Genomic DNA, 14,681 nt, shown 5'->3' with positions numbered 1-14,681 from the left:
GCGTTCGTCTAGTGTCGCGGCATGGCGCTGATCGGCTACCACGCATCGCATGAACAATTTTCTCCTGCGGACCTGCTCGCATGGGTCGCAAGAGCCGAACAGGCCGGATTCCACGCGGCGATGTGTTCGGATCACTTGCTTCCCTGGAGCCGCGCCCAGGGCCAGAGCGGACACGCTTGGACTTGGCTCGGCGCGGCGATGTCGCAGACGTCGATGCCGTTCGGCGTGGTCAATGCGCCCATAGGCCGCTATCACCCAGTCGTCATCGCGCAGGCGGTCGCTACGCTGGGGTGCATGTTCGGCGACCGGTTCTGGCTCGGCGTCGGCAGTGGCGAAGCCCTGAACGAGCACGCCGCCGGTGATGCCTGGCCCGGCAAACCCCGGCGCAACGCGCGACTGCGCGAAGCGGTGGACGTGATGCGTGCCCTGTGGCGAGGCGAATGCGTGACCCACCGCGGTAGCTTTGAGGTCCGGGACGCGCAGCTGTTCACCCGGCCACCGCACATGACACCGGTCCATGTAGCCGCCCTCACTGCGGAAACGGCACGCTGGGCTGCTGATTGGGCCGACGGGCTCGTCACCATCGCCACCCCCACTGCCCCGGTGGCCGAGATTCTCGCGGCATTCCGTGAAGCCGGGGGTACGGGCAAGCCGATCCACCTGCAGGTCAAGGTGTCGTACGCGGCCAATGAGAACCTCGCACTGGAAGGCGCGCTGGAGCAGTGGCGCTGCAACGCGTTACCGGCGCGCGCGACGGAGGAACTGCGGACGATCGAGGACTTCGAGCGGGTGGCGCGGGATATCGGACCCCGTGAAATCCAAGGGGCTGTACACATCAGCGCCGATCCGGAGATCCACGTCGCTACGCTGCAGCGCTATCTGGCGATGAAGGTGGACTCGCTCTATCTGCATAACGTCAACCGCCAGCAGGCGGGCTTCATCGACGTCTTCGGTCGGCATGTGTTGCCGGCGCTGAGGCGCTGAGCCATGGCGGCATCCGGTTCCTCGATAGAGCGCCCCAACCACGATCGGGGGCTCGTGAACCTGCGTGCGCGGCCTCACCGCCACATCGTCAGCCATGGTGAAACCGCGCTGGTGGTCGACGCTGCAGGCGAAATCCGTCCGGAAGAGGATCTGGGCCTGTTCGTCCGCGGTACCCGGATGCTAAGTGCGTACGCTTGGCGCGCGGGGGGACGAAGACTGGTCCCCGTGTCGCTGTCCGCGGCGCGCCAGGACCAGTGGCATGGCTATTACTTGGTGCCTGCCCACGGAGACGATGAAGGCGATCCGCGCGCTGGCGCGGCGAAGCAGGGCATTGAGGTGCTCATCGCGCGCATTGTCGGCGAGGGTCTGCACGAAGACGTCTGCATCACCAATCACGCCGGCCACGCCGTCTCCTTCGTGCTGGAACTGCGTGCCGCCGCCGACTTCTTGGGGCAGGACGAAGCGGGCAACGTGAGCCCGGGACGTGGCCGCACGACCTGCGTGACGGCCGACACCGCCGATCAGGTGGATCGGCGCTGGCGTTACCGTGCACGCCGTACGGATCCCCGCGACGGGCGGGTGCGTCGCGTGGAAATGGACCTGCGGTTGCAGGTCGATCGCCAGGCGGAGCCGGGGAAGTCGGCGGACGAGGCACAGCACATCCGGTTTCGCGTGGCGCTTCCGCCGCGAGGGCAATGGCGCAGTTGCCTGGTATGGAGCGTGGAGCGAGACGGCAGGGAGCTGAATGCACCCCCATGTCCACGCCGTGCCACTCCGGCGCTGGAAGAACGACAGGAACCCGCGTGGCTGCGCGCGTCGCTGGCGGTAAGTGACGCGCGGGCAGGCTGCCGCGCCGCCTACGTGGATGTAGTCGGCCTGCTCGGTCGCGCGCAGCGCGATCTGCGTGCGTTGCGAATGCCGCGCCTGGATGACGGCGACGCTTGGACCGTCGGTGCCGGCGTACCGGCCTACTTGGCCACCTTCGGGCGGGACATCCTGACCACGGGTTGGCAGTCGGCGATGCTCGGGGATGAACTGATGCGCGGCGGTTTGGCCGAGATGGCGCGCACCCAGGGTCGTTGTCGCGACGACTGGCGGGATGAGTCGCCCGGACGCATGCTGCACGAGGCGCGCAGCGAACCCGCCGCCTGCCTCAATGAACGCCCGACCGCCCGGTACTACGGCAGCCTGACATCCTCCAGCCTGTTCCCGTTCGTGGTGGGCCAGCTCTGGCAATGGACCGGCGACACCGCGCGCGTGCAGGCGTTCGTCGAAGCCGCCGTGCGCGCGTTGCGTTGGCTCGATGAGGAGGCCATGCAGGTGCCGGGGCCCTTCTATGCGGTCCGTACGCGCTCGTCCCAAGGGCTGGACAACCAGACATGGAAGGACTCGTCCGAATCCGTCGTCGACCTCGGGGGGAGGATTGTCGAGCAACCTGTGGCCACCTGCGAAGAGCAGGCGATCGTCTACATCGCCAAGCGCGACTTCGCGGACGTGCTAGATGCCGTTGGGCGGCATGACGATGCCGCGACGCTGCGCCGGCAGGCCGAAGCCCTGAAGCGTCGATTCAACGAGCGCTTCTGGGTCGAGGAGACGGGGTTCCTCGCGATGGCACTGGATGCGCGCGGACGACGGATCGCCTCGATCGGATCCAACGCACTGCGATGCCTGGCCAGCGGCATCGTGGAGCCCGGCATCGCGAAGTGCATAGCGGACCGGGCCTTTGCGCCGGACATGTTCAGTGGCTGGGGCGTCAGGACCTTGTCCTCGGACCATCCTGCCTACAACCCGCACGGCTACCACGTAGGCACCGTATGGCCGGTGGAGCACGGCCCGTTCGCGCTGGGTCTTCGGCGATACGGTTTCGCTGAACAGTGCCAGCAGCTATGCCTGGCGCAGTTCCAGCTGGCCGACCTTTGCGAGGGCCAGCGCATGCCCGAATGCGTGACCGGGCATGCGCGCGATGCGATGCATCCGTTTCCGGCCATCTACGCGGCCGCAAATGCCCCGCAGGCGTGGTCGGCCTCTACGCCGGTAGTGTTGTTGCAAGCCCTGCTTGGCCTTCGCGCGGACGCACCGCGCGACACGCTGTGGCTCGATCCCTGTCTGCCGGAGTGGCTGCCGGAACTGCGGCTGCAGCGGCTCAGGGTGGGCGGGGCTTCGCTGGACATCGACTTCTTCCGCGATGACGCGGGCGCGACGCAATTCAACGTGACGCGGAGCGATGAGCGTCTGGTAGTGCGTCGCGGCGTGCCCGATGCACCCTGAGCCAGCGCAGCCTGGGCGCTCAGTTCGCGGGTGCCTTCGCAGCCAGGCGCTGCGCCTGCTCCAGATGCGCCGCCACGTGCCCGCGCGTCGTAGTGAGATGCTGGCGCACCTGTTCGGAGGTGGCAGCCGGGATCAGCCGGGTATCGAGCGCGTCAAGCGCCTCCGCATGGCCTTTGACCATCGCGTCGACGTAGGCGCGGGCGTAATCTTCGCCCGATCTGGCGTCCAGTGCCGCGAGTTGTGCCTCGCCTTTGCGGTGCTGCGCCACGGCGTCCGATGCGGAGGCATCCGGATTGAGCGCCAGGGTCTTGTCGCGGTTGTCGGTGTGCTGATCGATCATCATCTGCGCAAAAGCGGCAATGTCCCCCTTTACGCCCTTTCCCAGTGCTTGTTCGCCAGCGGCGATCTCGTGTGCATTGATTGCGTTGAGCACGCCAAGTGCAGCGCTCTCCGAGGTAGCGGAACTCGTAGATGCCGCAGCATCGTCGACGGCGGACGCGGCTGCGGCGGTCGGATCGTTGCCGGGCGCCGGCGTGGATGACGCCATGTCGGCGCCGTCGGGATTTGAGCGGTCCCCACACGCGCACAGCAGACCTACGCAGGCAAAGGACACAACGGTAAGAACAAATAGACGGTTCATGGGTTCTCTCCTGGATTGGGGGTCTCATGGCATGCCGGTTTGCAGTGCCACATCGGCAATGTCGACGCTATGGCATGAAGAGGATGTCCGTGGTGCCGGCGCCTTACTTGCAGTACCAACCGACTTCTTTTGGTGGTGCGTTTCGCCTAGCGCCACATTCATTGAGGTCTAAGGTGAAAGAGATGTCATTCGACGGCGGTGAATGAAGGCGTAGCCACGCCAAAGCACGTGATGGATAGCTCGGTGATTGCAATAACCTTCTATCGGATCGTGGCACTGTTTCACATCAGTCCGGATAGCAAAGTGCAAAGATGATGGCTCCTTCGCAAAGGACAATAATGTTGAGATCCGCCGCAAGGAATGCCGCACTAGATGCTTCCGCTGGTTTGCTTCGGCGAGCCTTGGTCATGGAGGAGGACTACCTGGTCGCGGACAGGAGTCGGGAGCTGAGGTCTGAAACGATTTCTCAGGAGTTGAAATGAAACCACGCATCCTCATTGTGGAAGATGAATCGCTTATTGCGATGCTGCTGGAGGATATTCTGACTGACGCAGGCTACATCGCCGACGCGACCGCCACCAACGTCGAGCAGGCAATGTCAATGATCGAAGCCGGCTCGTTCGACGCCGCCATTCTCGATGTAAACCTGGGAGGCAGTGCCTCGTTTCCTGCAGCGGAGATTCTCCGCTCGCGAGGAGTTCCCATCCTGTTTACAACTGGTTATGGAGAACAAGGACTTCCTGCAGCATACACATCCATCCCTGTATTGCTGAAGCCCTTCCGAAAATCGGACATTGAGGCCGCACTTCGATCGCTTCTGGGCAAGCCTTCAGCCACCCGATAGCCGACTTGCCGGTGTAATTCGCGCACTCTGCAACGCATCCCTTTGCGCGCGGACTAGAACGAGGTTCTTGTCGATATTGGCTTATGCTTACTTGAACCAGTTCCAGGCCTGATGAGAAATCTCTAGTCCGCCACGCATCCAAAGTGGTCTCATGAGCGTATCAGCCACTCGATCCATGAGTGGGCTGGGCCGATGAAGAAGCAACACATACTTCTCGTGGATGACGAGAGGGACCTGAGGCGTGTCGTGCGGCTGGCTTTAGAGGCGTTCGGCTTCATTGTCACCGAGGCGGCTAACGCAAGGGAGGCCGGCATCCGCCTACGCGACGGCACGAAGTTCAACGCAGTGATTACAGACGTCATCATGCCTGGTTCTGGGTCGGGGGTGGATGTGGCGTGTGCGGCGTTGCAAATCCAGCCGAAATGCGTCGTCATTGTGGTATCTGCTTCGCCCCTATCGCAGATTCGCGGCTTGCCAAGCAGGGCTCACTTTCTTCATAAGCCATATCGGATACAGGATCTGATGGGACTCTTGCGAAACGGGGTTTAGAATGTGAAGCATCGCAACATGCAATGCTTCTTCACGCAGATTTTCCGTATCCCTGATCAGAGTACCAGCATCGATTGCAGGAGACGCTGACATGGCGCGTCCCATCTGGACCGGAACCCTATCATTCGGTCTTCTCAACATCCCTGTTTCATTGATGTCTGGCGAGCGAAGAGTCGATATCAGCTTTCGCATGCTCGACGCCCGGGACAAGAGCCCCATCCGCTTCGAACGCGTCAACGCCGAAACCGGCGAGGAGGTGCCATGGAAGGACATCGTCAAGGCTTTCGAGTACGACAAAGGCAGCTACGTGGTAGTGGAAAAGGATGATATCGCCTCAGCCGCACCGCAAACACATGAGTCCGTAGACGTGGAGGCTTTCGTCGATCGCAACGAGATCGGCATCCGCTTCTACGAGAAGCCCTATATTCTTGTTCCTGGCAAGAAGGCCGAGAAGGGATACGTCCTGCTGCGCGACACGCTGCACGCCACCGGAAAAGCAGGTGTGGCCCGGGTGGTCATCAGAACGCGCGAGTATTTGTGCGCGGTCCTCCCTGAGCAGGACGCGTTGGTGTTGATGATGCTGCGCTATCCACAGGAGCTGGTTGATCCGGAAGAGTACAAACTGCCCGTTGGTAAGGCAGCGGACTTCCGCATCACCGCGAAGGAGCGGGAGATGGCAGAGAGCCTGATCGACTCCATGTCGGCTGCCTGGAAGCCCGATGACTACCATGACGAATTCCGGACTCGGCTCGAGGCGATAATCAAGAAGCGGATCAAGGCAAAGGGCGCAACCACCCGGATCGCGGATGACGAGGCGCGGGATAGCGAGGACGCCACCACCAATGTCGTCGACTTCATGGCGCTTCTGCAGAAGAGCCTGCAGAGCAACAAGCGCACACCCGCCAAGAAGGCGCCAGCCAAGAAGGCCGCCACAGGAAAGTCCGCAAAGAAGAGCACGAAACGAGGCAAGAAGGCCCCAGCGAAAAGGCCGCGCAGCGCGACAACTTCGCGCTGATGACAGCGTGTCGCGACGAACAGTGCGAATCGAGGGTATCGGCTCTGGCCCTGCAGGGACGGCATATCTGTATGTACTTCCATGCGCGTACGAGGATTTCGCCAAGCTCGGCATGGCGAAGGATCCGTTGGTACGTATGCATGCGTTCTCATCCCGGTACTACGAGTTCTTTGATCTGGATGGCGGATGGATAGCCGAGGCTTCCGACGTGAGGGAGGCGCGTGCATGGGAGACCCATTGGAAGCGCAAGTTGCGAGCGCACGCCGCACCTCCGCCATTGCTCGTCCCCAAGCATGCGGCGGGACGAACGGAATGGTTCAGGGGTGCGATGCCTCAGCTACAAGAGGCCGGCGCCCTCCTGGCCGCCCAAGGTTTCATGGTCCACAGGCCTCTGAAAGGGTGGGTGACAAAGCGGCTCCTTGAGCGACTCGATTACCTGGAGGCCGGAGAACAGGCTGCCGTCCTGCGCTTCGGGCCTGCCGATGAATGGCCAGAAGCACCGTCGAGCAATTCTCTGGCAGGCGTTAGGGATACCCTGGATGCCTATAGAGCGCTGCGGATACCTTTGGCTGACATCATCAGTCCGGCCATGAAGACATGGCTGTCGCGCAACAGCCTGGTTTCGGATGATTGACCACTCGATGCGTGTGATCGTCGATCACTGCAAGCGACTCGACGCCTTCTCGATACAAGGGTTGGCGGCGCGGTTCAAGCGACGAAGGAAAGGTACTTGGGTGGGCATGGACCCTTCGAGGCAGAACCCGGTCCGGAGGCATCGCAACGCCCGATGGCGACGGAGCGACTACTGAGACGGCCGCTGCGGGTCGCCGGTGAATATGCGCTCGATCGCCGAACGCAGATCTTGAATGCAATAAGGCTTGGCCAGGATCCTGATCCCTAGCCTCGATGCCTCGTTCGAGAATGCATCAGCGAAGCCGCTGCTCAGTATGATGGGGAGGCCAGGTCGCCGGGCCCACATCTCCTCGGAAAGCTCGATGCCGTTCATGCCTCCCGGCATCATGATGTCGGAGAGGACGAGGTCTATGACGCGATCATTGCCGAGAGCCCCCAGCGCTGAGGCCGCATTCTTCGCATGAGTGGCCTCGAAGCCAAGACTGTCCAACATGTCCAGGATCATCGATGCAACTTCCGCATCGTCTTCCACCAGCAGCACCGACCCCTTAAATGTCCCCTCCTGGTCTCTGGGAATCTCAGGCACCTGTTCTGGTGCCAACGAGGGCTCTGCCCGCGGAAGGTTCAGGGTGATCGTACTGCCGGCACCCACTTCGGACTCGATCTCCACGGAGCCACCCGACTGGCGCGCGAAGCCATAGACCTGAGCCAGTCCCAGCCCGGAACCTTTTCCCACTTCCTTGGTGGTGAAGAAGGGATCGAACACACGCGCCTTCACTTCTGGCGTCATGCCCGTTCCCGTATCCGAGACCGCCAGCCGCACCTGTTCGTGGCCTTGGGGCTCGACGGCATTGCAAGCCGAGATGGTGATCATTCCTCCGCTGTCCATGGCGTCACGGGCGTTCACGCAAAGGTTGAGGATGGCGATCTCCAGTTCGCCCGGATCGACATATACAGGCCAAGTGTCGGCGGAAAGCTCGAGCTTCACATGTATGTCGCCCCGCAGGCTTCGATTCAGCAGGTCGCGCATCTGGGTGATAAGCGTAGGAACGTCGACCACTTCCTGCCTGAGTGCGTGGCTGCGCGAGAACGACAGCAGTTGTCGGGTCAGGCTTGCGCCCCGTTGTGCGGCTTGTTTCATGCCGGCTGATATCCGTTGGCATCGTTCCTCGTCATCATGCCGCTCCAGCATGTCGATGCCGGCGGTGATGACCATCAGAAGATTGTTGAAGTCGTGCGCGACGCCTCCCGTCAGCTTACCGAGCGCATCCATCTTCTGGGCATGACGTAATGCGTCTTCCACGCGGGCCCGTTCCTCCATCTCAGATCGGAGCTGGGCATTCATCTCCAGCAGTTGTGCCGTCCGCTCATCCACCAGCGACTCCAGTCGGGCCGCCGCAAGCCGCTGATCATCGAGCAGTGCACTGATCTCGCGTTGGCGCCGACGGGCACGTAGCGCGCTCTGGACCACGCTGACCAGCGTGATGGGCTGCAGTGGGCGCTCGATCAGGGAGACATTTCCCAATTGCCGCATCTGTGCTTCTCTCCAAGCGGTGACCCGCGGCTGGACGTGATGACTGGTCAGCACGATGAAGGGAAAATCCGACCAAGGCTCCTGGTTGGCGACCCACTGCGTGAGGAGCTTCGCCTGATCGCCTACCAGTCCTTCCTCCGCCACGAAGGCGGTGCCGGCGCCCGCGTCAAGACCGGCGACCAAAGAGGCGATATCCGGACAGACCTCAGCTTGTATGTTGGAGCGCCGCAGTACCTCCGCAGCCGCGAGGGCGTCGCGGCCAATGGGCGCCAGCACCAGCACGGTCCTGTCCATGTCTCAAGCCGTTCTCTCGGATTCGCCGTCCAACAACGGCTCGCCACTTCCCACATACGTCGGAGTGCCCGAAAGAACCCCGCTGAACTCGCGGAGCGGCGGCCCAAGCGAGAGGCCGTGTCGACTCAACTTGAACTCACGAATGGTGTGCTCATGGTCGCCACTGCGCTTCTTGACTACAGAGAGTGCGCGCCTGACGACTCCGCCGTGCTCGAAGTAGCGGAGCATCAACACCGCGTCACTCAAATAGCTGATGTCCAAGGGTGTGTCCATCGGACCCACTAAACCATGTTGCGCCATGATCAGCAAAGTAAGTACTCCCTGTTGGCCCAGAAAGGTCAGCAGCTCATGCATCTGAAGAATCAGAAACCGCCCATCCGGCATGGCATTCAAATAGCCATTGAGGCTGTCGATGATGACGACGCGGACACCATCTTTCTGCACCCGCTCGCGCACGATCTTCGCGAACTCTCCTGGTGACAGTTCGGCCGGGTCGATCTGCTGGAACATGAGGAGACCGGCATCGAGCGCTGCCTGCAACGGCAGGCCCAAGCTCTGTGCGCGGGCTTCTATTGTTCCCCGACCTTCGTCGAAAGCAAAGAACGCGCTCTTCTCGCCACGTTGGGCCGCTGCTATGGCGTAGCTGACCGCAAGCGACGATTTGCCCACGCCGGCGGCCCCGATCAGCAGGGCATTGGTGCCCCGTTCGAGTCCACCCCCGAGAAGATCGTCCAGTTCGGTATTTCCACTACCGACGAATTCGCCGACAAAGCTGGCATGGTGCTCGGCTGCGATCAGGCGAGGGTAGACCTCGATCCCGCCTTTCTTTATGGCCATGTCGTGATAACCGCCGCGGAAGGGGATGCCGCGCATTTTCACGACGCGAAGACGCCTGCGTTCTGCTCCGTATTCGATGGCCAACTGCTCGAGCAGAACCACCCCATGGCATATGGAGTGCAGTTGCAGATCGTTGTCATGCGATGTCATGTCGTCCAGCACAACCACCGTGCACGATCTGATGGCAAAGAAGTGCTTGAGCGCGAGCACCTGGCGCCGATAGCGGAGCGAGCTTTGCGCCAGGAGCCTGAGTTCCGACAAGCTATCGATCACTACTCGGGTCGGATTGAGCGCAGAAACGCGGTCCAGGATCAGTTTGGTGGTCTCGGCCAGCTCCACTTCCGCGGGGTGGAGGACGGTCAACTCCTGGGACGGGTCGAGTGTGGTCTCCGGCGGAATCAACTCGAAGATCTCTATATCCGACACGTTCCATCCGTGCCGCCTGGCGACGAGCTCAAGCTCGCGCTGCGTTTCCGACAACGAGATGTAAAGCGTTTTTTCCGATTTTCCGGCTCCTTCCAGCAAGAATTCGAGCGCCAGAGTTGTCTTGCCGGTGCCGGGTCGGCCCTCGTAGAGATACATCCTGTCGGCATCGAAGCCTCCCCCGAGGATACTGTTCAATCCTGCGTTTCCCGTGGAAATGCGATGTTCCGATGCTGGCAGTGCAGGCGGCAGGTCTTTCTCCATGACAACCTCGACGTATGGGAGCAGAGGAAGAACTCCACGCGACCGGCGGCAGGCTTTCGGCCGCGCGCTGTGGGCGACTATGCAGCGAATGTCGTGAAGAATTGATGTTCGAAAGGGTGAATCCGCAGCTCCGTAGAGCTGATGAACCACCCTGCCCTAGATGTCGCGGACCGACGCAATTCCATCCGGCGCGTCGGCGGCGTTGAAACCACATTTTGTTCACCAATCTGACCTGCGGTGCACATCGTGGTCACGCCCGATATGAAACCTTGAAAAAACAACGCGAATGCGATTCCTGACGAAATTGGAGGCTGTGCTCATGACGCGCGACGCTTCACATCGAGACGAAAACAAGGATCCGATTACCGATGCCCCTGGCTCCCATCCTGTCGGGGTGGGTGTGGGCGGCGTTGCAGGCGGTGTAGCTGCAGGTGCCTTGGCCGGCACGGTATTCGGCCCCATCGGCACGTTGATCGGCGCCGCAGCAGGCACTATCGCGGGGGCAGCCGCAGGAAAGGGCGTGGCCGAGCGCATTGACCCGACTCTGGAACTGGAATACTGGCGCAAAGCCGCGCCCTCGCGCGCCTACTTTGCGGATGAAGACGACTTTCACCGTGACTATGCAGCGGCCTACCGGGCCGGGGCAATGGCCCGCAGCGAGTACCCGGATGAATCATGGGAAGACGCGGAGCGCAGATTGCAGGCGGACTGGGGCGCGGGTCGAGGCGATTCGCGTCTCGAATGGGAGCGGGCTCGCCCAGCCGCGCAGGACGCGTGGGGTCGCGTCGACCGCACATATAACGCATACGCCTGGAGTGACGACACCTATGCGCGGCGTTTTGACAGCGCACCCTATCGGCAGGATGACGATGAATTCGACGACTATCGTCCCGCTTACCGTTATGGCACCTACGCGCGAGGCGAATACTCGGAACGCGAGTGGGATGACGGCCTCGCGTCGGAGCTCGAGCGGGGCTGGGAGCGCTTCAAAGGGACTTCGCGGCTTACCTGGGTTCGGGCCAAGCATGCGGTCGCCGATGCTTTCAATCTTGATCGGCAGCGTCCGCACTGATGGTGCGGATGTCGCGATGTGATCAAGCCAGCATATTCCAGCCAGGAGCAATCTATGGAACCCCTACCTATTGATGCGCTGGTCGTTGTCGCTGATGGGGAAGGCGCCCGCGTGTTCCGCAACCGGGGGGAGCGAGGCAATGTTTCGCTTCACCAGTACGACCTGCTCGAACTGGTCAACATGAACGACGATGGACCTGCCGGGAGTATGCCCGGCGAGTCCTCGAGCCGCCAGATCGACGAGGCGACGTTTGCCAAGCAGCTCGCCACCGGGCTCAACAGTGCTGCACTCAAGCAACAATACGAACATCTCGTGCTCGTGGCTGATCCCACCACATTGGGGCGAGTTCGTCGCTTGTTGCACAAGGAAGCCAGACAGCGGCTTGTGGCGGAGCTTGGCAAGGATATGACCAATGTTCCATTGGAGGGGATCGAGCGCACCATCATGGCGCGATGAGCTACGCGGCATGCTATGCGGGAGTCGCGCCACTGCGCTCCGAAATCGACCGATTAAGAGGCTGGGTCCTGCTTGAGTTCGGTGCGCCATGGTGCGGGCATTGTCGCGTTGCGCAGAAGGCCCTAGAGGCAGTGCTGGAAGAGTATTCCTGCTTGCAACACGTCAAGATCGAAGACGGAAAGGGCCAACCGCTGGGGCGCTCCTTTAGCGTTAAGCTCTGGCCCACCGTGATCCTGCTCAAAGACGGAGAAGAGGCCGAGCGTATCGTTCGGCCGACGGAAGTCCATGACTTACAAGGTATTCGGCGCGCACTGGGAAAGCCGCACCCGGACTGTACCCAAGCGTAGGCGGCCTGCATTGAGCACATCACGTTTTCGGCTACCTGGGTACACTTTCCCGCACGTCCGGATAGTCGCTCTCGGGGGCACGACGTTCTTTCCTGCTTTCCGGCGTATCGGGTTGATCGTGATCCTTCCAGCGTGCTCCATCATTCCGGAACTTGTCGGGTGTATTGGCTTTCGCACCATCGCTGTGGGAATTCGGTTTATTGGGGGAATTACGGTTCATCGCCCTGGATCCGTTTCAACAAGACCCGATTGCGCGCCCACACCGGTTAAAGGAGGGTGACGCGGCAGTAAGTCGTTCACTCGGCACTCACTTCGTTCGCGCGAAAAAAGACTCATCAAACAATGAGGAGTGCGCATGACCGGTTCGCCCCCGCCCATGAGCGATGCAAAGCTGCCGCGGCGTGCGGCGATTCTTCGCTTCCTGTTCCGCTATCGAAAATCGGGCGTGTTCAACGGGCTCTCGCTGGAGCCGGCCATGGTTGACGGGGACGTAGTCGATGATGGGACGCCGGAAAAGTTTGCCGATGAACTGGAGGCGCTCGGCCCGACTTTCGTCAAGCTTGGACAGATGCTGTCCACGCGTCCGGATCTGGTGCCGGCCACCTATGCCGCTGCGTTGGAGCGCATGCAGGAACAGGTCACGCCAATACCTTACGAGACAATCCGGGAGCAAGTGGAAGACGCGCTCGGTGTCCGCATCAGCAAGGCTTATGCCACTTTCGAGGAAGCGCCCTTGGGTTGCGCCTCTCTGGCACAGGTCCACCGCGCGACCTTGCGCGATGGGCGCGAGGTCGCGGTCAAGGTTCAGCGGCCCGGAGTGTCGCAACAACTGATGGCCGATCTCGACCTGCTGCGTGGGGTCACCGACACGGCGGACCGCTTCACGGAGATAGGTCGTCATGTCCGATTCTCGGATTGGCTGAGCGAGTTCTCCCGTTCGCTGACGGCGGAGCTGGATTATGTGGCGGAGGCGGAGAACCTCGAACGCTTCCGGCAGCACCTGGCTCCCTTCCGGCAACTCTGGGTGCCGGCGCCAATATGGGACTACACGGCCAGGCGCGTGCTTACCATGGAGTTCGCGGATGGCAGTCGCGTGGATCAGGTATCCGGTGTACGGCGAACTGAGCAGAGTATGGTTCCCTTGGCAGAGGATCTGCTGCGCGGATATCTGGACCAGATCTTTGTGCACGGCGAGATCCACGCTGATCCTCACCCGGGAAATCTCAGGGTGACAGCGGATGGACGCTTGGCTATCTTCGACCTCGGAATGGTGGCCAACGTGCCGCCTCGGCAGCGCGACCGCCTGCTCAAGCTGCTGTTCGCCGCGGTCGACGGTCGTGGCGAGCAAGTCGCGGAGGAATGTATCGCACTGGGCATCCGCCTGGATGATTACGATGAGCCCCGCTTTCTGAGGGAGGTGGGCCAGTTGATCGCGCGTTATGCGGCCCACCAGTCGTCCATGTCGGAAGGTCATGTGGTATTGGAGCTCGTACGTATCGCTACGCAGTGCGGATTACGCCCGCCGCCCGAGTTGAGTCTCTTGGGAAAGACACTGCTCAATCTGGATGCGGTCTGCCATCTGCTGGCCCCGGATCTCGACACGCAGCGCCTGGTAGGAGACCAACTGCAGCACGTCATGCGTGCGCGATTGCGAAAATCGCTTTCTTCACCCAGTCTTGCCAGTGAGATGATGGAAGTTCAGGCGCTGCTGCGTGATGGGCCACGGAAGCTCTCCGACATCCTTTCGTTGGTGGCCGAGAACAGAATCCAGATGAGGGTGACGGGCCTGGAGGAGTCGAGGCTGATGGAGAACCTTCAGAAGATCGCGAACCGCATCTCGGTGGGCGTCATCACTGCCGCATTGATCCTGGCTTCGGCCATGATGATGCGGGTTCCGACACCCCATACGTTGTGGGGCTATCCGGTCATGGCACTGGTGCTCTTCCTGTCAGGAGTGGCTTTGGGCGGCGGCATCATCGCCAGTTCGCTGCTCAGCGATCATCGCGCCAGGTCGCGCGAAGAGCATGGCCCGCGCTGAGGTAGTTATGCTCGCTGCCAGTGATTCAGGGTGACTAGCTAGCGCCCCAGCCATTCTTGCGAGCCAGGGCGATGACAGCTTCCTCCGCGCTGTCGCGATGCGCATACTGTGCGGACGTAACGACGTCCGCCTGCGCGTGCCCATCCGCTACACGGAACATTGCGCGGCCCTGCCAGTAGGCCATCCCCAAGTGGTTGACCTTCTCCAGCGACTCAACGGTTAGTTGGTATCCATTCTCGGTGATCGTTCTGACGCTCATTGATTGGCTGCCATGCTGACGGCACTGGGGGAAATCTACCCAATTGAAGAAACAGTCTGTTCATCTGCAGATTGATCTGCTCGAAGAAGCGTGACGTATCGCACATCTCCCGAGACGGATTGCTTCCGGTCCGAGGAAAGGTCTCATGCCGCGGAAGATCTGATCTCCCTCGTGCGAAGGAGGATGTCCGGCCAAGCGGCCTACCAGCTTGTCACCCCCGAACC

At 61.5% G+C, this 14,681-nt stretch carries 13 protein-coding genes; 10 read left to right on the top strand and 3 right to left on the bottom strand.

The window, feature by feature from the left end:
• Window positions 1–21 precede the first annotated feature (21 nt).
• Window positions 22–984, top strand: a complete 963-nt coding sequence (locus ACIPRS_RS08660) for a TIGR03885 family FMN-dependent LLM class oxidoreductase (protein ID WP_446538256.1) — start codon at window positions 22–24, stop codon at window positions 982–984.
• A 54-nt stretch (window positions 985–1,038) separates the two neighbouring features.
• Window positions 1,039–3,252, top strand: coding sequence for a glycogen debranching N-terminal domain-containing protein (locus tag ACIPRS_RS08655; RefSeq protein WP_446538255.1), 2,214 nt, complete (start codon window positions 1,039–1,041; stop codon window positions 3,250–3,252).
• A gap of 19 nt (window positions 3,253–3,271) precedes the next feature.
• Here the strand turns inward: ACIPRS_RS08655 and ACIPRS_RS08650 are convergent, their stop codons facing one another.
• A complete protein-coding gene (locus tag ACIPRS_RS08650) occupies window positions 3,272–3,892 on the bottom strand; it encodes a DUF4142 domain-containing protein (protein ID WP_446538254.1) in 621 nt (206 codons plus the stop codon).
• A gap of 478 nt (window positions 3,893–4,370) precedes the next feature.
• Between ACIPRS_RS08650 and ACIPRS_RS08645 the strand changes: the two genes are divergently transcribed.
• The 4 genes from ACIPRS_RS08645 (at window position 4,371) to ACIPRS_RS08630 (ending at window position 6,934) form a co-directional block, all read left to right on the top strand.
• Window positions 4,371–4,736, top strand: coding sequence for a response regulator (locus ACIPRS_RS08645; protein WP_446538253.1), 366 nt, complete (start codon window positions 4,371–4,373; stop codon window positions 4,734–4,736).
• Window positions 4,737–4,928: 192 nt separating this feature from the next.
• On the top strand, window positions 4,929–5,285 hold the full coding sequence (locus ACIPRS_RS08640; RefSeq protein WP_446538252.1) for a response regulator: 357 nt from the start codon (window positions 4,929–4,931) through the stop codon (window positions 5,283–5,285).
• A 91-nt stretch (window positions 5,286–5,376) separates the two neighbouring features.
• Window positions 5,377–6,300: a non-homologous end joining protein Ku gene (gene ku / locus ACIPRS_RS08635; RefSeq protein WP_446538251.1), complete on the top strand. Its 924-nt coding sequence runs from the start codon at window positions 5,377–5,379 to the stop codon at window positions 6,298–6,300.
• Between the two features lie 112 nt (window positions 6,301–6,412).
• Complete coding sequence (locus ACIPRS_RS08630) at window positions 6,413–6,934, top strand: GIY-YIG nuclease family protein (protein WP_446538250.1); 522 nt, start codon at window positions 6,413–6,415, stop codon at window positions 6,932–6,934.
• Between the two features lie 168 nt (window positions 6,935–7,102).
• Here ACIPRS_RS08630 and ACIPRS_RS08625 read toward each other — a convergent pair whose 3' ends face one another.
• Window positions 7,103–8,761: an ATP-binding protein gene (locus ACIPRS_RS08625; protein WP_446538249.1), complete on the bottom strand. Its 1,659-nt coding sequence runs from the start codon at window positions 8,759–8,761 to the stop codon at window positions 7,103–7,105.
• Window positions 8,762–8,764: 3 nt separating this feature from the next.
• Window positions 8,765–10,273 carry an ATPase domain-containing protein gene (locus ACIPRS_RS08620; protein WP_446538448.1) on the bottom strand — a complete coding sequence of 503 codons (1,509 nt, stop codon included), beginning with the start codon at window positions 10,271–10,273 and terminating at the stop codon, window positions 8,765–8,767.
• A gap of 331 nt (window positions 10,274–10,604) precedes the next feature.
• Here ACIPRS_RS08620 and ACIPRS_RS08615 point away from each other — a divergent pair, with 331 nt between their 5' ends.
• From ACIPRS_RS08615 to ACIPRS_RS08600, 4 genes are all read left to right on the top strand, one after another.
• Entirely contained in the window at window positions 10,605–11,357 is a 753-nt protein-coding gene (locus ACIPRS_RS08615; RefSeq protein WP_446538248.1) for a hypothetical protein, read from the top strand.
• A 54-nt stretch (window positions 11,358–11,411) separates the two neighbouring features.
• On the top strand, window positions 11,412–11,813 hold the full coding sequence (locus ACIPRS_RS08610) for a host attachment family protein (protein WP_446538247.1): 402 nt from the start codon (window positions 11,412–11,414) through the stop codon (window positions 11,811–11,813).
• Window positions 11,810–12,160, top strand: a complete 351-nt coding sequence (locus tag ACIPRS_RS08605; RefSeq protein WP_446538246.1) for a thioredoxin family protein — start codon at window positions 11,810–11,812, stop codon at window positions 12,158–12,160. The genes ACIPRS_RS08610 and ACIPRS_RS08605 overlap by 4 nt, the downstream gene beginning before the upstream one ends.
• Before the next feature lie 355 nt (window positions 12,161–12,515).
• A complete protein-coding gene (locus tag ACIPRS_RS08600) occupies window positions 12,516–14,198 on the top strand; it encodes an ABC1 kinase family protein (RefSeq protein ID WP_446538245.1) in 1,683 nt (560 codons plus the stop codon).
• The last annotated feature ends 483 nt before the right edge of the window (window positions 14,199–14,681 follow it).

This window comes from Pseudoxanthomonas sp. LARHCG66, from assembly GCF_052871755.1.
This window is presented reverse-complemented; position numbering and strand designations above follow the sequence as displayed.

Coding starts and splice junctions, on each gene's coding strand:
- ACIPRS_RS08660 (WP_446538256.1), top strand. CDS start 22: ATGGCGCTGATCGGCTACCACGCATCGCATGAACAATTTTCTCCTGCG.
- ACIPRS_RS08650 (WP_446538254.1), bottom strand. CDS start 3,892: ATGAACCGTCTATTTGTTCTTACCGTTGTGTCCTTTGCCTGCGTAGGT.
- ACIPRS_RS08645 (WP_446538253.1), top strand. CDS start 4,371: ATGAAACCACGCATCCTCATTGTGGAAGATGAATCGCTTATTGCGATG.
- ACIPRS_RS08640 (WP_446538252.1), top strand. CDS start 4,929: ATGAAGAAGCAACACATACTTCTCGTGGATGACGAGAGGGACCTGAGG.
- ku (WP_446538251.1), top strand. CDS start 5,377: ATGGCGCGTCCCATCTGGACCGGAACCCTATCATTCGGTCTTCTCAAC.
- ACIPRS_RS08630 (WP_446538250.1), top strand. CDS start 6,413: ATGGCGAAGGATCCGTTGGTACGTATGCATGCGTTCTCATCCCGGTAC.
- ACIPRS_RS08625 (WP_446538249.1), bottom strand. CDS start 8,761: ATGGACAGGACCGTGCTGGTGCTGGCGCCCATTGGCCGCGACGCCCTC.
- ACIPRS_RS08615 (WP_446538248.1), top strand. CDS start 10,605: ATGACGCGCGACGCTTCACATCGAGACGAAAACAAGGATCCGATTACC.
- ACIPRS_RS08610 (WP_446538247.1), top strand. CDS start 11,412: ATGGAACCCCTACCTATTGATGCGCTGGTCGTTGTCGCTGATGGGGAA.
- ACIPRS_RS08605 (WP_446538246.1), top strand. CDS start 11,810: ATGAGCTACGCGGCATGCTATGCGGGAGTCGCGCCACTGCGCTCCGAA.
- ACIPRS_RS08600 (WP_446538245.1), top strand. CDS start 12,516: ATGACCGGTTCGCCCCCGCCCATGAGCGATGCAAAGCTGCCGCGGCGT.